The organism is Streptomyces sp. NPDC032472 (assembly GCF_040636955.1).
GTDB lineage: Bacteria > Actinomycetota > Actinomycetes > Streptomycetales > Streptomycetaceae > Streptomyces.
The window spans coordinates 1-16,087 of the sequence record NZ_JBEZVK010000106.1 but is presented as its reverse complement, the minus strand read 5'-3'; the positions used below and the strand labels follow the sequence as shown (position 1 = coordinate 16,087).

Genomic DNA, 16,087 nt, shown 5'->3' with positions numbered 1-16,087 from the left:
CAATCTCATCCGGAGTCACGCTCTCTCAACGCAACACCGAACCAGAAGGACACGCTCAACCACAGCCGATCTGACCAAGCCCTACTAGTGCTGTGAGGGGAAAACTGCCGCGCCGGTCACTGGTTCTGACCGCCCAGCAGGAAGAGGAGGTAGACGAAGAAGGCGAAGAGGTGGCCGACGAACAGGTAGGCGATCAGCCGTATCAGCAGTCCGCGCGGGAACTTGCCTTGCAGGCGCATGGGGTGGGGCTCCTTGGGTGCGGGCCCTGGGCTCTCGGCCCTCAGGGGCGGTGGTGGGTGGTCGCGGCGCCGGGGCCGCCGCCGAGGCACAGCCCGGCGAGGCTGCTCTGCAGCAGCGTGTGGACGAACAGCAGGTCGGCGCCGCCGGCGCCGGCCGCGGCGATCCGGTGCGGGGTGAGCGAGTCGAAGTGCGCGCTGTCCCCCGGCTCCAGCAGGTACTCGGCTTCCCCCAGGTGCAGCCGCAGCCGCCCCTTGAGGACGTACAGCCACTCCTCTCCGGGGTGTACGCGGACCAGCTCGCCCTGGCTGCGGCCGTGCGGCACGTGCACGCGCAGGGCCTGCATGCCGCGGCCGGAGCCGCCGGCCTGCCAGTACGTCCAGCCGTCGGCCTCCCTGGCCCCCGGACCGCCCGCGCGTACGATGGGATCGGCCACGGCGGGGGTCTCGCCGAGCAGCTCGGAGACCGTCGTACCGTAGGTGCGGGCGAGTCCGAGCAGCAGCGGCAGCGAGGGCTGGCGCCGCCCGGTCTCCAGTCGGGAGAGGTGGGCCGGCGAGAGCCGGGCCCGCGCGGCGGCCGCCTCCAGGGTGAGTCCGGCGCGGCGGCGCAGCTCGCGCAGCTGCGGGGCGACGGCGGGCAGCTCGTCGGAGTCGGTGCCGGTGCCGGGCGCGGCCGCGTCGTCGGGGCCGCCGGGACCGGGAGGACCTGGTGTCATGCCCCGATTGAGCCAGAAGCTTGCCTGGCAGGCAATCCGGCTTGCCTCTGAGGCAAAAGCCCAGCATCGCGAGTGCCGCTCGGGCCTCAGGCCCCGTCGCCGGCCCCGTCGCCGCTGCGGTTGTCCGCCGCGGCCGGGTCCGGCCCGCCGAGGACCGTCTCCACCGTGTCCGCCTCGTCGGCGCTCTTGTCCGGGCGGTGCCGCAGCACCCGGGCGAAGCGCAGGGCTACCCCGGCCGGGTAGCGGGGGGAGCGCTGCAGCCCGTCGTAGGCGATCTCCACGACGAGCTCGGGCCGTACCCGGACCGTGAATCCGTCGTCCTGCACGGCCAGCTCGCGCAGCCGGGCCGTCTGCCAGCGCAGCATCTCGTCGGTGAGGCCCTTGAAGGTCTTGCCCAGCATGGCGAAGGTCCCGTCGGCGGCCCGGGCGCCCAGGTGCAGGTTCGAGAGGAACCCGGTGCGCCGGCCGTGGCCCCACTCGGCGGCGAGGACGACGAGGTCCAGGGTGTGGACCGGTTTGACCTTGAGCCAGTACCGGCCGCGCCGGCCGGCCGCGTACGCCGAGTCCAGGGCCTTGGCCATGACGCCCTCGTGCCCGCGGCGCAGCGTCTCGGCCCAGAACTCCTCGGCGTCGACCGCCTGCCCCGCCGGGTCCTCCACCGCCAGCCGCCGGACCCGGTGCTCCGGCGGGACCAGGGCGGCGAGGACCGCGTACCGCTCGCGCACCGGCAGGTCGAGCAGGACGTCCTCCCCGGCGGCGAGCACGTCGAAGAAGTACGGGGTGACGGGCAGGGTCCGCCGGGCGGTCTCGACGTCGACGCGGGAGCCGACCCGGCTCGCGATGTCCTGGAAGGGCACGGGGCGGCCGTCCGCGCTCTGCCCGATGACCTCTCCGTCGAGGATGAACCGGTCGCCCGCGAAGGCCCGCGCCGCCCGCACCACCTCCGGCAGCCGGCCGGTGATCTCGTCCAGGGAGCGCGTGTAGACGTGGATCTCGTCGCCCTCGCGGTGCACCTGCACCCGGATGCCGTCGAGCTTCTCCTCCACCGCGCAGGGCCCGAGCGCGGCGAGCGCATCGGCGACCGACGCGGCGGTGTTGGCCAGCATCGGCTGGACGGGCCGCCCCACGCGCAGGGTGAACCGGCCGAGCGCGTCCGCGCCCTCGGCCAGTACCGCCGCCCCCACCCGGGGCAGCGAGCCGTCCAGCATCACGGCGCGGCGCAACTCCGCGGCCGGCACCCCGGCGGCCGAGGCCACGCCCTCCAGGGCCACCGCGTCCAGGGCGCCCTGGCGGACCTCGCCGGACAGCAGGCTGCGCAGGAACCGCTGCTCGGGTGCGGTGGCGGCGCCGAGCAGGGCGTCGAGGATCCGGCGGCGCTCGGCCTGGGAGCCGGTTCCGGCGACGACGGCGAGCTCGGCCACGGCCGCGTCGACCTCGGCGACACCGAGGGTGGGGTGGTCTGCGGGGGGAACCTCGCGGCCGAGGGTGCGCCAGCCCAGGCCGGGCCGGCCCTGCGGGAGCCGTCCGGCCAGGTACGAGATGACCAGGGCGGCCTCGGCGGCGGGCGCGGCGGCGAACAGCTCCGCGAGCAGGGCGGTCTTGCGGGACCGGGCGGAGGTCTCGGCGACCTCCCGGGAGACGCGCGCGACCTCGGCGAGCAGCATGCCGACATCCTCCCGCCGCCGGGCGGCGGCCGCAGGTCGGGCGCGCGTACCGCGCTCGCGGTACGCCGGGGTGCCGGGCGTAGTCCTCAAGGAGGTGGGCGGGTCCGCCTGGGGGCGCTGAGCCGGCGCGGGAGCGGCGTCTAGGGTTCGACGTATGACGCTCCGACTGCCGAAGCCGCCGTTCCTGCGGCGCCGCCGAAGCCGCCTGCTCGCGGGCGCCGCCGCGCTCGCCGTCGTCGCGGGGGCCGGGACCTGGACGGCGGCCGCGTCCGGTGGGGAGCCGGCCGTGCACCGCGAGGACCGGGTGCTGCAGATGCCCGGGGCCGCGATCGACACGTCCTGGTACACCGCCGGAGGGCCGGGGCGGCGTCCCGCGGTGCTCCTCGGCCACGGCTTCGGGGGCAGCAAGGACGATGTGCGCGCGCAGGCCGAGCGGCTGGCCCGCGACGGCTACGCGGTGCTGACCTGGTCGGCGCGCGGGTTCGGCCGCTCCGGCGGGCAGATCGGGCTGAACGATCCCGCGTACGAGGTCAAGGACGTCTCCCGGCTCGTCGACTGGCTCGCGGCGCGGCCCGAGGTGCAGCTCGACGGTGCGGGCGATCCGCGGGTCGGGGTCGCCGGGGCCTCGTACGGCGGGGCGGTGTCGCTGCTCGCCGCCGGGTACGACCGGCGCGTCGACGCGATCGCCCCGCAGATCACGTACTGGAACCTCGCGGACTCCCTGTTCCCGCAGGGGGTGTTCAAGAAGCTGTGGGCGGGGCTGTTCTTCACCACCGGCTCGGCGGGCGGGCTCACGGCCCCGGGCGTCCCGTCCGCCACGGCCCCGAGCGCCCCGGCTGCTGCCGGCCCGGGAGGCGGTGCCGGTGCGGGCGCCGGCGCGTGCGGCCGGTTCCAGCCGGAGCTGTGCGCCATGTACGAGCGGGTCGCGGCGGCCGGGGCTCCCGACGCCGAGGCCCGGGACCTGCTGGAGCGGCGCAGCCCGTCGGCGGTCGCGGACCGGATCAGGGTGCCGGCGCTGATCGTGCAGGGCCAGGACGACTCTCTCTTCCCGCTGGACCAGGCCGACGCGATGGCCCGGGCGATCGCCGCGAACGGGGCGCCCGTGGCGGTGGACTGGGCGGCGGGCGGCCACGACGGCGGTATGCGCGAGGCCCGCCGCGTCGAGGCCCGGGTCGCCGCCTGGTTCGCCCGGTATCTCAAGGGGGACGAGGGTGCGGACACCGGCCCGGCCTTCCGCGTCTCGCGCTCGGGAGGCATCGACTCCACTGACGGGGCGGTGCGGCTGCGCGGTGCGGGCGGGGAGCGCTACCCCGGCCTCGGTGCGGACCGCACGCAGGTCGCGCTGGCCGGCCCGGAGCAGGAGCAGACCTTCGCCAACCCCGCGGGCGGGACCCCTGCCGCGCTGTCGTCCGTACCGGGGATCGGCGGGCAGCTCGCGGCCTTCGGAGCCGGGCTGTCGATGGACTTCCCAGGGCAGTACGCCCGGTTCGAGTCGGAGCCGCTGGCCGAGGAGCTGCGGATCACCGGGGCGCCGAGCGTCACCCTGAACGTGAGGTCGACGGCCGCCGACGGCTCGGCCGTCCTGTTCGGCAAGGTGTACGACGTCGGGCCGGACGGGCGGCAGGCGGTACTGCCGCACCAGCTGGTCGCCCCCGTTCGGGTGACGGACGCCGGGGGGCAGGGCCGGGCCGTGGAGCTGCGGCTGCCGGCCGTCGACCACGCCGTGCAGGCCGGGCACCGGCTGCGGCTCGTGGTGTCGGCCACCGACCTCGGCTACGCCTCCCCCGACGCCCCGGCCTCGTACACGGTGTCCCTCCGGGGCCCGCTGGCCGTCCCGGTCGCCGACGGGGTGCGGACCGCCTCGGCGGGGCTGCCGGCCTGGACCTGGGGCCTGCCGCTGGGTGCCGCCCTGCTGGCCGCGGCGCTGCTGGGCCTGCGCCGGCCCGGCCGCGGCGGTGCACCGGCCGGGGCGGACGGGCGGGGCACGGCTCAGCCCGACCCCGCGCTCGCCGACGTACCCCTGGACATCACGGGTCTGACGAAGCGGTACGCGAAGGCGCAGGACCGCTATGCGGTACGGGACCTGTCGTTCCGGGTGGAGAAGGGGCAGGTGCTGGGGCTGCTCGGGCCGAACGGCGCCGGCAAGACCACCACGCTGCGGATGCTGATGGGCCTGATCTCCCCCGACGCCGGCGGGATCAGGGTGTTCGGGCATCCGGTACGGCCCGGCGCGCCGGTGCTGTCGCGGGTCGGGGCCTTCGTCGAGGGGGCCGGCTTCCTGCCGCACCTGTCGGGGCGGGCCAACCTGGAGCTGTACTGGCAGGCCACCGGCCGGCCCGCCGAGGACGCGCACATGGCGGAGGCCCTGGAGATCGCCGGGCTCGGCGATGCGCTGGAGCGCGCCGTGCGCACGTACTCCCAGGGCATGCGGCAGCGGCTGGCGATCGCCCAGGCCATGCTCGGTCTGCCGGACCTGCTGATCCTCGACGAGCCGACGAACGGTCTGGACCCGCCGCAGATCAGGGAGATGCGGGACGTGATGGTCCGGTACGCGGCCGGCGGCCGGACGGTGATCGTCTCCAGCCATCTGCTGTCGGAGGTGGAGCAGTCCTGCACCCATCTGGTGGTCATGGACCGCGGGCGGCTGGTGCAGGCGGGCGAGGTCGGCGAGATCACCGGTGGCGGGAACACGCTGCTGGTGTCGCTGGAGGAGCCGGTCGAGGAGGTGACCGTCGCGAAGGTGGCGGCGCTGGAGGGAGTGGAGTCCGCGGTGGCCTGCGAGGACGGCCTGCTCGTGCGGCTCGACGGGGCGACGGCCGCGGGGCTGATCGCCGAACTGGTGCGGCTGGAGGTTCCGGTGAGCGGCGTGGGGCCGCACCGGCGGCTGGAGGACGCGTTCCTGACCCTGATCGGAGGTACGGCGTGAGCGCCATGGCGGAGGTCGCGGCCGGCTACCGGCCGGCCCGGACGCTGCCGCTGCGGGTGGAGGCGCTGCGGCAGTGGCGCCGGCGGCGGACGCTGGTGATGGGCGGGGTGCTGGCCGCACTGCCCTTCGTCATGATCATCGCGTTTGCGGTGGGCGGCGGACAGGACGGCGGCCGGGGCGGCGCGGACGGGCGGATCTCGTTCATCGACACCGCGACCGCCTCGGGCGCCAACTTCGCGACGACCTGCTTGTTCGTGTCGGCCGGGTTCCTGCTGGTGGTGCCGGTGGCCCTGTTCTGCGGGGACACGGTGGCCTCGGAGGCGAGCTGGTCCTCGCTGCGCTACCTGCTGGCCTCGCCGGTGCCGCGGGCACGGCTGCTGTGGAGCAAGCTGGTGGTCGCGCTCGGGTTCAGCCTGGCGGCGATCGTGCTGCTGCCGGTGGTGGCGCTGGCGGCGGGCACGGCCGCGTACGGGTGGGGGCCGCTGAAGCTGCCCGCGGGCGGGGTCCTGGCGGCGGGGGACGCGGTCTGGCGGCTCGCGCTGGTCGCCGCGTACGTCTTCGTGTCGCAGCTGGTCACGGCCGGGCTGGCGTTCTGGCTGTCGACGCGGACGGACTCGCCGCTGGGCGCGGTGGGCGGCGCGGTCGGCCTGACCATCGTGGGCAATGTGCTGGATGCGGTGACGGCGCTCGGCTCGTGGCGGGAGTTCCTGCCGGCGCACTGGCAGTTCGCCTGGGCGGACGCGCTCCAGCCTCAGCTGGAGTGGGGCGGCATGGTCAAGGGGGCGGCGGTGTCGGTGTCGTACGCGCTGGTCCTGTGCGCGCTCGCGTTCCGCGGGTTCGCCCGCAAGGACATCGTGTCCTGACGGGCTGACGGCCTGACGGGCTGACGGGCTGACGGGCTGACGACCGGTGACGTTCCCCCGAACCGTGCGCCCCGTGTGGGCCGTCCGTGGCAACGGCGTGCGCAGGTGCGTGTGCCGGGGCCCGGGCGCGCCCGTCGCGCTGGACAATCACCATCGGGCAGAGGCGGATACCGCGACGGCGAGGGGCACGACCGATGGACCCAGCAGGACGTCCGGCCCGCAGGGCCGTGCTGACCGGCGGACTCGCGGCCGTGGTGCTGTCGGGGTGCTCCTCCGGGACCCCGAAGCTCACGACGGCCGCGCCGCCCGAGCCCCCGTCCACCCCGCAGGCCGCGTACCACCGCCTGATGGCCGGCAACGAGCGCTGGGTGAGCGGCGAGCTCGAACACCCCGATCGGGACCCGCAGCGGCGCGAGCTGGTGGCCCAGGCACAGAACCCGTACGGGGTGGTCCTGTCGTGCATCGACTCCCGCGTGGCGCCCGAGCTGATCTTCGACACCGGACTCGGAGACCTGTACGTCCTGCGCACCGGCGGTCAGGCGGTCGGCCCGGTGGTCACCGGCTCGGTGGAGTACGGCCCGATGACGGGCGGCACTCCGCTCGTCATGGTGCTCGGGCACCAGCGCTGCGGCGCCGTCGAGGCGGCGTACAAGGCGATGAAGGAGGGCAGGGCCCTGCCCGGCAACCTCCAGGCCATCGCCAAGGCCCTGCAGCCCGCGTACGAGGAGACCGCCAAGAACCCCGGCAAGGATCCGGTCGACACGATGACCCGCAACCAGATCACCGTCACGGCGGACGGCCTGCGGGCCAACGCCGACCTGGGGCCCCTGGTGAAGAAGGGCTCCCTGGCCGTCGTCGGCGCCTACTACTCGCTGGACACGGGCCGGGTCGAGGTCCTGTCGGGCGCGCCGAGCTGAGCCCCGGCGTCGTCCCTCAGGCCGCCGGGCCCGCGGTGCCCGTGACCGCCTCGATCCCGGCCAGGAGCTCCGCCTCCAGCGGGCGGTCGGCGACGGCGGCGTTGGCGCGCACCTGCTCGGCGGAGGTGGCTCCGGCGATGACGGAGGCGCAGCCGGGCTGGGCCGAGAGCCAGCCGATGGCCAGTTCGAGGAGGCTGCGGCCGTGCTTGTCGGCGAGGGCGGCCAGCGCCTCGACGGTGTCGAGGCGCTCCTCGGTGAGGTAGGAGTCGCGCCCCTCCAGCCGGGATCCGGCGGGGACGGGGGCGCCGCGGCGGATCTTCCCCGTCAGCAGTCCGTTGGCGAGCGGGAAGTACGGCAGGACGCCGAGGCCGTAGTGGCGGGCGGCCGGGACGAGCTCCGCCTCGACGGAGCGCTGGAGCAGCGACCACTCGTTCTGCGCCGAGACGAAGGGGACGGCGCCGGTCTCGCGGGCGACGTGGGCGGCCTCGGCGAGCTGCCAGCCGCTGAGGTTGGAGTGGCCGATGTAGCGGACCTTGCCCTCGGCGACGAGCTCGGTGAGCGCGGCCAGCGTCTCGGCGACGGGGGTGGCCGGGTCGGGGCTGTGCAGCTGGTAGAGGTCGATGTGGTCGGTGTCCAGGCGGCGCAGGGACTCCTCGACGGCGCGCCGGACGTAGGCGCGGCCGCCCTTGGCCCCGGCGGCGGGCCCGTAGCCCATGTCGACGCCGGCGAAGCCGAACTTGGTGGCGAGGACGACCTGGTCGCGGCGGCCCTTGAGGGCCTTGCCGAGGTGGCTCTCGGAGCCGCCGCCCCCGCCGTAGATGTCGGCGGTGTCGAGGAGGGTGATGCCGGCGTCGAGGGCGGCGTCGACGACCTCGCGGGTGACGCGGGCGTCGAGCCGGCCGCCGAAGTTGTTGCAGCCGAGTCCGACGGCGGAGACCTGAAGACCTGAACTGCCCAGGGGGAGATAGCGCATGCGGGTTGTCCTCCACACTCGTCCGGCTCGTGATCACTCACCCGAACGGCCAGTCTAGACACAGCCCTTGCGGAGGTTTTCGGCCTTCTTCAGGCTCCGGCTCAGGCGCTCGGATGCTCAGGCTCATTCCAGCCGGTGCGCTCCCGCCGCCGGGGCCGCCGCCGTGATGCGCGGCGGCCGGTGGCCCGCCCGGGCGAAGGCCTGCGTCACGGCCCCGGAGACCGCCGCCTCGGCGTCCGCGTCGATCAGGGCCAGGGCGGAGCCGCCGAAGCCGCCGCCGGTCATCCGGGCGCCGTACGCGCCCGCCGCTTCGGCGGTGGCCACGGCGAGGTCGAGTTCCGGGCACGACACCTCGTAGTCGTCGCGCAGGGAGGCGTGCCCCTCGGTGAGCAGGGGTCCGGCCTCGCGCAGCCGTCCGGCGCGCAGCAGCTCCTCGACCCGTACGACGCGTTCGTTCTCGGTGACGACGTGCCGGACGCGCCGGCGCTGCACCGGATCGCCCAGCCGGGCCAGGGCCGCGTCGAGGTCCGCGTACGGCAGGTCGCGCAGGGCCGGCAGCCCGAGCGCGGCGGCGGCCTCGTGGCAGGAGGCACGGCGCTCGGCGTAGGCGCCGTCGGCGAGGTCGTGCTTCACGCGGGTGTCGATGACCAGCAGGCGCAGTCCGGCGGCCGCGCAGTCGAAGGGGATGTGCTGCTGGGCGAGGCCGCGGGTGTCGAGGTGGAGGGCGTGCCCTGCGGTGGCGCACGCCGAGGCCGTCTGGTCCATGACGCCGCACGGCACGCCGACGTACGCGTTCTCGGCCCGGCGGGCCAGCGCGGCGAGCTCGGTCCGGGTGACGGGGATGCCGTACAGGTCGGTGAGGGCCAGGGCCGTGGCCACCTCCAGGGCCGCGGAGGAGGACAGGCCCGCACCGGCCGGGACGTCGGAGCTGACGTGCAGGTCGGCCCCGCCGAGCGGGCTGACCGGAAGGCCGGCGTCCAGCAGGGCCCACAGCACTCCCGCGGGGTAGCGGGCCCAGCCGTCGGGGCCCTGCGGCGGGCGCGCCGGATCCAGCTCGGCGAGGCGGAGGGTGAGGACGCCGGAGGGGACGTCGGCGGAGTGGAGCCTGAGCATCCCGTCCGTGCGCCGGGAGGCGGCGACCTGCGTGCGCTGCGGCAGGGCGAACGGCAGGCAGAAGCCGTCGTTGTAGTCGGTGTGCTCCCCGATCAGGTTGACCCGGCCGGGGGCGGCCCAGACGCCCTCGGGCGCCGAGCCGTACAGGCGGCGGAACGCATCGGCGGTACGGGTCGCGGTCACCGGCTCGCCACCTCGCGCAGCCGGGCGGCAGCGTCCTCGGGCCGGACGTCGTTCATGTAGGCCTCCATCCCGGCTTCGGTGCCGGCCAGGTACTTGAGCTTGTCGGCGGTGCGCCGGACCGTGAACAGCTCCAGGTGGAGCGCGAAGTCGGCGCGCCCCTCGCCGGCCACCGGCGCCTGGTGCCAGGCCGAGACGTACGGCGTGGGCTCGGGCCGGTCGAAGAGCCGGTCGAAGCGGCGCAGCAGTTCCAGGTAGACGCGGGGGAACTCGGCGCGGGCGGCGTCGTCCAGGGTGGTCAGGTCGGCGGTGCGGCGGTGCGGGTAGAGGTGGACCTCGTACGGCCAGCGGGCGGCGTAGGGCACGAAGGCGGTCCAGTGCTCCCCGGTGAGGACGACCCGGGTGCTCTCGGCGCGTTCGGCGCGTTCGGCGGCGAGGACCTCCTCGAAGAGGTTGCCGCCGGTGCGGGCGCGGTGCTCGGCGACGGTGGCCAGCATGCGGGTGGTGCGGGGGGTGAGGAAGGGGAAGGCGTAGATCTGGCCGTGGGGGTGGCCGAGGGTCACGCCGATCTCGGCGCCCCGGTTCTCGAAGCAGTAGACCTGCCGGACGCCCTCGCGGGCGGAGAGTTCGGCGGTGCGGTCGGTCCAGGCGGCGAGGACGAGCGCGGCGCGCTCCTCGTCGAGCTCGGCGAAGGAGGTGCGGTGGTCGGGGGTGAAGCAGATGACCTCGCAGCGGCCGGTGTCGCCGGCGAGGGAGGGGAAGCGGTTCTCGAAGACGGCCACCTCGTAGTCGGGGGCGGGGATCTCGCTCGCACGGCCCTCGGTGGAGGGGCACAGGGGGCAGGCGTCGGCGGGCGGCAGGTGGGTGCGGCCCTGGCGGTGGGAGGCGATGACGACGAAGTCGCCGAGCAGCGGGTCGCGGCGCACCTCGGAGCCGGCGGCGGGTGCGTCGAGGGGGCGGGTGTCGGGGACCGCGCGGGCCGCGCCGTCGCCGGTGTCGTAGTAGAGGATCTCGCGGCCGTCGGCCAGGCGGGTGCTGGTTCGCTTCACGTGCACAGCCTCTCTCACCCGGGGCGGCTGCGGTCGGGCGGGCCGGATGCGGCCGGCCGAGCGGTCGTGGCGCGGATCACGGCCCGTACACCCGATCCGGTGAAGGACGGCCCCCAACGGTGACATAACGTGCCCGTCATGGAGCAGGAGCACGCGCCCGGGCACGGCGAAACGGCAGGCAGACGACGGTTCCTCACGATCGCGACCGGGGCGGCCGCCCTCGCCGGTCTCGGGGCCGTGGCCGGCTGCGCGAACGGGAACGCCGACGCCGACCAGGCGCTCGGTGCGGGGCGGGGCACCGGCCCGAGTGCCCGCGCCTCGGCGGACGGGGGCGTACCGGGCGGGTTCGACGTCAAGGCCGAGAACGCCAAGCCCGGGAACGCCGACTGGCACGTGACCAAGGCCGGCCCGGCCCGCGCCATCGAGGGCTTCGCCGACAAGGTGAGCGTGCTGCCCGGCGAGTCCTTCGGCCTGCACGTCTCCACCACGGCGCCCCGGTTCACCGTCTCCGCGTACCGGATGGGTTGGTACGGCGGCGCGCGGGCCAGGCTGGTGTGGCGCTCCGAGGCCCTGCCCGGCGTGCGCCAGCCGGAGCACACGGTGGACTCCGCGACCCGGATGGTGCGCACGCGGTGGTCCCGTACGGCCACGGTCGACACCAAGGGCTGGCCGGAGGGCTGCTACCTGCTGCGGCTCGACGCACAGGGCGGCGAGGGCCAGCGCTTCGTGCCCGTCACCGTGCGGTCGGCGGCCACCGCGGGACGCACCGTCGTGGTCAACGCGGTGGCGACCTGGCAGGCGTACAACCGGTGGGGCGGCTACGGCAGCTACGACGGCCCGAACGGGGCGTACGGCACGCGGTCCCTGGCCGTGACCTTCGACCGCCCCTACGAGTACGACGACGGCGCCGGGCTGTTCCTGGTGTACGAGGCTCCGCTGCTGGCCCTCGCCGAGCGGCTCGGCATACCCCTGGCCTACGCGACGACCACCGACGTGGCGCGGGAGAAGCGGCTGCTGGAGGGGGCCGCGGCGGTGCTGTCGCTCGGCCACGACGAGTACTGGTCGCCGGAGCAGCGGGCGCATTTCACCGCCGCCCGCGACGCCGGCACCAACATCGCGATCCTGGGCGCCAACTGCTGCTTCCGCCGGATCCGGCTGGAGCCCTCCGAGCTCGGGCCGGACCGTACCGTCGTGTGCTACAAGAGCTCCTACGAACAGGACCCGGGCTTCAAGCGGGGCCGCCCGGCCACCGTCGACTTCCGATCGGCCCCCGGCGCCGACCCGGAGAGCACGCTGCTCGGCGTGATCTACGACGGCTACCCGGTGGACGCCCCGTACGTGGTGACCCACCCGGAGCACTGGCTGTTCGAGGGCACCGGGGTGAAGGCCGGCGACCGGTTCGCGCACCTGGTCGGCGTCGAGTACGACAAGGTCAACACCGGTTTCCCGACGCCGCGGCCGATCGAGATCCTGGCCCACTCCCCGGTCGTGTGCGAGGGCCGGCCCAGCCACCAGGACACGGCGTACTACACGGTGCCCGGCGGCGCCGGGGTGTTCGCGACCGGGACCATGCGCTGGGTGGAGGCCCTGGACGCGACGGGCGACGGACGCAGCGGCGCCAACCACGGCCTGGACGCGAAGGCGGGGGCCCTGACCACCCGGGTGACGGAGAACCTGCTGCGGGTCTTCGCGGCGGGCCCGGCCGGGCGGACGCACCCGGCACAGGACAACGTGAAGACGGTGTACGGGGGTTGACCGGCGGGATAGGATCGTGATCACGGCATCGCGTGTCGGTCACCGACCGGGTGAGGCATGGAGGTGCCCGTGATGTGCCTTGCGGAGGCATTCACACATGTCAGTCAGCCTGAACCACACGATCGTCCATTCCCGGAACAACCGGGAGTCCGCCGCGTTCCTCGCGGACGTCCTCGGCCTGGAGGTCGGGACCGAGTGGGGGCCGTTCGTCCCGGTGGAAACCGGCAACGGTGTCACCCTGGACTTCGCGACCGCCGCCCCCGGTGAACCCATCACCGTGCAGCACTACGCGTTCCTGGTCTCCGAAGCGGAGTTCGACGCCTCGTTCGCGAAGATCGAGGCGGCCGGGATCCCCTACTGGGCGGACCCGTACCAGAAGCACCCGGGCGAGATCAACCACAACGACGGCGGCCGCGGCGTCTACTTCCTGGATCCGTCGGGGCACGCGCTGGAGATCATCACGCGCCCGTACGGCTACCAGGAGGACGCGGCCGAGTAGGAGCCGCGCCCACGTCCTGAGGGCCCGGCGGCTGCCGCCGGGCCCTTTCGCTGCCCGCCCGCCCCTCCGGCCCGTCAGCCGATCAGACGGTCCATGACGGCGACCGGCAGGCTCGGGTTCTTCGCCGCGTACTCGGCCGTCTCGAGGTCGGCCAGCAGCCCGGCCAGGACCGGTCCGGGCAGGCGCGGATGCCGGGCTGCCATCGCACGGACCCGGGGGTGCGGGTCGCCGAGCAGCCGTACCGCCGAGTCGGCGGACAGGCGGGGGTCGGTGGCGGCACGCAGCCGCACCTCCTCGTGGGCATCCATGCTGAAACGTTCCACCAGCTCGGGCGTCGAATCCGGGTCGTCCGCCGCCAACTGCCGCAGCCGGGGATGCGGATCGTCGGCGAAGCGCAGCAGGTCCCGGCGCGGGAAGTTCGGATGCCCGTACGGCCGGTCGGGCACGGACAGGCTCCCGCTCCACCACAGCCACACGTCCAGCAGCATGTCCGCGGGCGCGTCCTCGCACCGCTCGGCGAGGAACAGCTGCACGACCCGGTCCTCGTCACGGGCGAGCCGCTCCACCACGTCCGGCGGCAGCCGCCGGGCCATCGCCACACTGCTGCGCACCAGGAGGTGCTGCGAGGCCGCGAGCCGGCGCATGGCCTCCGGGTCGTCGTGCAGGGCCACGACCCACGCAACCGGCCGGCGCACGTTCCTCGGGTCGATCTCCACCGGTACGGCGAACCGCTGCTCGTCCGTCAGCTCCGGGCGCAGGGAGACCTGCAGCCGTACGTACTCCTCCGGATCGGCCGCGAGCGCCGCGACCAGGTCGGCGTCCAGGGAGGGGTTCCGGGCGAGGAACGAGCGCATGTGCGGCTCGCCCTGCCGGACGATCCGCTCGGCGAGGCCCCGTTCCAGCCGGCGCTCCTCCGCCAGCCGCACCGTTCCGCCGGCCGCATCGAAGACCTCGGCCGTGAGCGGGACCTCCTCATGGCGGGCCACCGCAACCGCCTGCCGGACCTGCGGGTCCGGGTCCGCGATGAGCAGCGCCCGGGTCCGCCCGTCCAGCTCCGCCCAGGCCGCCTCGCAGACCGCGGCCCGTACGCAGGCGGCTGCATCCCCGGCCAGGGCCGTGCGCAGTCGCTTCGGCAGGGCGGCCAGCCGTGCGGCCTCGGCGCGGACCTGGGCCGAAGGATCGGCGGCAAAGGCCTCGTGGACCGGATCGGAGAACACCACCCCGTCGCCCACCGCCGCCTCGAGCAGCAGTCCCCGCCGGGCTCCGCTCCGCTCCCCGAGGACCAGCCGCGACCACTGCTCGGGCGACAGCCGTCGGCGCGCCGTCCAGCGCTCGCCCAGGGCGCCGCGGACCTGCCGGTCCGGATGGTCCACGGCGGCGTCCAGGACCGCCGCCGGGAGGTCGTGCCGCCACAGCAGGTCCGGAAACCGGTCGAGCAGCCGCACCAGCAGCCCGACCGGCGCCGCCCGATTGCGGGACACACCGGTGCGCCAGGCGTACCGCAGCTCCACCGGGGTCTGCGGCCCGCAGCCCACCCGCTCCCAACACCGGTCCGCCGATCGGTCGTCCGCCTGGTCAGCGCCGTGTTCTCTCCCCATCCGGACGAAGGTAGACGATGCCCGGGACGCCCATGGCGGGCCGGAGCCCCTTCCGGGTCCGGATGGCCTCGGGCCTCCGCTCGATGGCGGTCCGACTCCCGGTCCCCGCGGCGGCGTTGCCGGTCACCGTGGCGGGACCGCGCCGGAAGCCGGACCCGCACCGGTTTCCCGTCCTGCACCGCCCGGGCGGTCCGGGTCAATCGGCCAGACGCGTACGGATCATCCGGAAACGGGCAACCGGGCCGGCGTCCGGCCCCCGTCCTGAGCCGCGGCCCGGCAGACGGGGCGGGTCCGGCGGGTGTAGGAGCAGGCGCCGACGGCCAGGGCGAGACCGAGCCCGGCGAAGGCGGATCCGCCGAAGCCGACCATCCAGGTGAGCCCCGCCCGAGTGGTGAAGGGCCAGGCGGTCTCCACGGCGGGCAGGACGTCCATCGCGCTCAGCGGGGCGTAGACGAGCAGGCCGATCCCGTAGAGCGACAGCCCGGCCGCACAGGCCCAGGCCGGCAGCAGCGGCAGCAGCCGGGGCACGCGCCGCCCGGCGAGCAGCAGCGTCCAGCGCGGGAAGACCTGCCCCCACCGGTACAGCAGCCCGAGCGCGAGGAAGACCCCGACCGCCGCGGCCAGCACGGTGACGTCGATGCCGGCCTCGGCGAGGGCCCGGGCGGCGCCGGGCGCACCGGAGTTCGCCTCGCGCCAGCCCTCGGCGGTGACCCCGAGGGCATCGCCGCCCAGCGTCCACACGGTCTTGACCGCGGCCCAGGGCAGCAGCCCGCAGAGCAGCAGCCAGGCCGCGATCCGGGTGCGCCGGGGCGCGCGCGAGGGGGCGGGGCGGGAGAGCGGGCCGTCGGCGCGTCCGCCGTGCCGGTGACCGCAGCGCGGGCACGCGCCCCGCAGGCGCCGCCGGTGGGCGACCAGGACGGGGACGAGCAGGGCGGTGCCGGCGGCACTGAGCAGCGTGTGGGCGAGTCCGGTCGCGCTGTCCGGGGCGGACAGGGAGAGCAGGCTGACGGCGAACGCGGGTAGCCCGAGCGTCCCCGCAGCGGCCACGCCGAGCCCGACCCCCAGCCCCACCGTCACCACGACCCGCCGGGCGCGCCCGGCCGTCACCGCACCCCGCCCGGCACGCCCGGCCGGCCCGAGCGGCCCAAGCGGCTCGCCCCGCCGCGTGGCGAGACAGGCCGCGGCAGCCGCGAGCGCAGCAGCGGCGAAGCCCACCTGCACCAGGGCCGGATAAGCCCCATGCGGCGACCAAGGCACGCCAACCCCGGCGGCGGCCCACACCCCTTGCACTCCCGCGTAGACGACTCCCCACACCGCCGCGGCCACCGGCCCCCACTGCGGCCACCGCCACCCCATCCGCACGACCCCGTCCATCCCGCCACCTCCGGATCGGCAACACCGTCACCAAAGCCTCCCCGGGCTCCCGGACACTCCGCGTCAGCCCCGGGTCGCGACCCCCTCCCCTACCCGGGGGAGCCGCCCATCCAGCCACGGCTGGGGCATCCCACCGCGTTCGACAGGGGCTTCCGCCCCCACCGGCGTTCAAGCCCCGGGCCGCTCCGTCCCACCTCGCCCTTTCGAAGCGGGAGGTGGGCCAT

At 75.3% G+C, this 16,087-nt stretch carries 13 protein-coding genes; 5 read left to right on the top strand and 8 right to left on the bottom strand.

From position 1 onward, the window contains the following. Positions 1-116: 116 nt before the first annotated feature. The 3 genes from AB0F11_RS35130 to AB0F11_RS35120 all read right to left on the bottom strand — a co-directional run bounded on the left by AB0F11_RS35130 (position 117) and on the right by AB0F11_RS35120 (position 2,616). The gene (locus AB0F11_RS35130; protein WP_361910054.1) at positions 117-239 is read right to left on the bottom strand and encodes a DUF6126 family protein; all 123 of its coding nucleotides are present in this window, start codon (positions 237-239) and stop codon (positions 117-119) included. A 41-nt stretch (positions 240-280) separates the two neighbouring features. Then, positions 281-952: an XRE family transcriptional regulator gene (locus AB0F11_RS35125; RefSeq protein WP_362182951.1), complete on the bottom strand. Its 672-nt coding sequence runs from the start codon at positions 950-952 to the stop codon at positions 281-283. 86 nt (positions 953-1,038) lie between these two features. Further along, on the bottom strand, positions 1,039-2,616 hold the full coding sequence (locus tag AB0F11_RS35120) for an ATP-dependent DNA ligase (RefSeq protein ID WP_362182948.1): 1,578 nt from the start codon (positions 2,614-2,616) through the stop codon (positions 1,039-1,041). Positions 2,617-2,770: 154 nt separating this feature from the next. Here AB0F11_RS35120 and AB0F11_RS35115 point away from each other — a divergent pair, with 154 nt between their 5' ends. The 3 genes from AB0F11_RS35115 to AB0F11_RS35105 all read left to right on the top strand — a co-directional run bounded on the left by AB0F11_RS35115 (position 2,771) and on the right by AB0F11_RS35105 (position 7,322). Next, on the top strand, positions 2,771-5,542 hold the full coding sequence (locus AB0F11_RS35115; protein ID WP_362182945.1) for an alpha/beta fold hydrolase: 2,772 nt from the start codon (positions 2,771-2,773) through the stop codon (positions 5,540-5,542). Between the two features lie 5 nt (positions 5,543-5,547). Then, positions 5,548-6,405 (top strand): ABC transporter permease, encoded by an 858-nt coding sequence (locus AB0F11_RS35110; RefSeq protein WP_362182954.1) that lies wholly within the window; start codon positions 5,548-5,550, stop codon positions 6,403-6,405. A gap of 194 nt (positions 6,406-6,599) precedes the next feature. Next, positions 6,600-7,322, top strand: a complete 723-nt coding sequence (locus tag AB0F11_RS35105; RefSeq protein ID WP_362182943.1) for a carbonic anhydrase — start codon at positions 6,600-6,602, stop codon at positions 7,320-7,322. Between the two features lie 16 nt (positions 7,323-7,338). On the opposite strand, the gene AB0F11_RS35100 is transcribed toward AB0F11_RS35105, so the two are convergent. The 3 genes from AB0F11_RS35100 to galT form a co-directional block, all read right to left on the bottom strand. Next, positions 7,339-8,295, bottom strand: coding sequence for an aldo/keto reductase (locus tag AB0F11_RS35100; protein ID WP_362182940.1), 957 nt, complete (start codon positions 8,293-8,295; stop codon positions 7,339-7,341). Positions 8,296-8,418: 123 nt separating this feature from the next. Next, on the bottom strand, positions 8,419-9,591 hold the full coding sequence (galK, locus tag AB0F11_RS35095) for a galactokinase (protein ID WP_362182937.1): 1,173 nt from the start codon (positions 9,589-9,591) through the stop codon (positions 8,419-8,421). Beyond that, positions 9,588-10,637, bottom strand: a complete 1,050-nt coding sequence (gene galT, locus AB0F11_RS35090; protein ID WP_362182934.1) for a galactose-1-phosphate uridylyltransferase — start codon at positions 10,635-10,637, stop codon at positions 9,588-9,590. The genes galK and galT overlap by 4 nt, the downstream gene beginning before the upstream one ends. A 138-nt stretch (positions 10,638-10,775) precedes the next feature. On the opposite strand from galT, the gene AB0F11_RS35085 reads away from it, so the two are divergent. Together AB0F11_RS35085 and AB0F11_RS35080 are read left to right on the top strand one after the other, a co-directional pair. Then, positions 10,776-12,392, top strand: a complete 1,617-nt coding sequence (locus AB0F11_RS35085; protein WP_362182931.1) for a N,N-dimethylformamidase beta subunit family domain-containing protein — start codon at positions 10,776-10,778, stop codon at positions 12,390-12,392. 97 nt (positions 12,393-12,489) lie between these two features. Further along, a complete protein-coding gene (locus tag AB0F11_RS35080; RefSeq protein WP_362182928.1) occupies positions 12,490-12,891 on the top strand; it encodes a VOC family protein in 402 nt (133 codons plus the stop codon). 74 nt (positions 12,892-12,965) lie between these two features. On the opposite strand, the gene AB0F11_RS35075 is transcribed toward AB0F11_RS35080, so the two are convergent. After that, positions 12,966-14,489, bottom strand: coding sequence for a PE-PGRS family protein (locus tag AB0F11_RS35075; protein WP_362182925.1), 1,524 nt, complete (start codon positions 14,487-14,489; stop codon positions 12,966-12,968). Positions 14,490-14,708: 219 nt separating this feature from the next. Beyond that, positions 14,709-15,710: a hypothetical protein gene (locus tag AB0F11_RS35070; protein WP_362182923.1), complete on the bottom strand. Its 1,002-nt coding sequence runs from the start codon at positions 15,708-15,710 to the stop codon at positions 14,709-14,711. Between the last annotated feature and the right edge of the window lie 377 nt (positions 15,711-16,087).

Bases quoted from the DNA above. Each gene is read 5' to 3' on its own strand.
- AB0F11_RS35130 (WP_361910054.1), bottom strand. From the start codon at position 239: ATGCGCCTGCAAGGCAAGTTCCCGCGCGGACTGCTGATACGGCTGATC.
- AB0F11_RS35125 (WP_362182951.1), bottom strand. From the start codon at position 952: ATGACACCAGGTCCTCCCGGTCCCGGCGGCCCCGACGACGCGGCCGCG.
- AB0F11_RS35120 (WP_362182948.1), bottom strand. From the start codon at position 2,616: ATGCTGCTCGCCGAGGTCGCGCGCGTCTCCCGGGAGGTCGCCGAGACC.
- AB0F11_RS35115 (WP_362182945.1), top strand. From the start codon at position 2,771: ATGACGCTCCGACTGCCGAAGCCGCCGTTCCTGCGGCGCCGCCGAAGC.
- AB0F11_RS35110 (WP_362182954.1), top strand. From the start codon at position 5,548: ATGGCGGAGGTCGCGGCCGGCTACCGGCCGGCCCGGACGCTGCCGCTG.
- AB0F11_RS35105 (WP_362182943.1), top strand. From the start codon at position 6,600: ATGGACCCAGCAGGACGTCCGGCCCGCAGGGCCGTGCTGACCGGCGGA.
- AB0F11_RS35100 (WP_362182940.1), bottom strand. From the start codon at position 8,295: ATGCGCTATCTCCCCCTGGGCAGTTCAGGTCTTCAGGTCTCCGCCGTC.
- AB0F11_RS35085 (WP_362182931.1), top strand. From the start codon at position 10,776: ATGGAGCAGGAGCACGCGCCCGGGCACGGCGAAACGGCAGGCAGACGA.
- AB0F11_RS35080 (WP_362182928.1), top strand. From the start codon at position 12,490: ATGTCAGTCAGCCTGAACCACACGATCGTCCATTCCCGGAACAACCGG.
- AB0F11_RS35075 (WP_362182925.1), bottom strand. From the start codon at position 14,489: ATGGGGAGAGAACACGGCGCTGACCAGGCGGACGACCGATCGGCGGAC.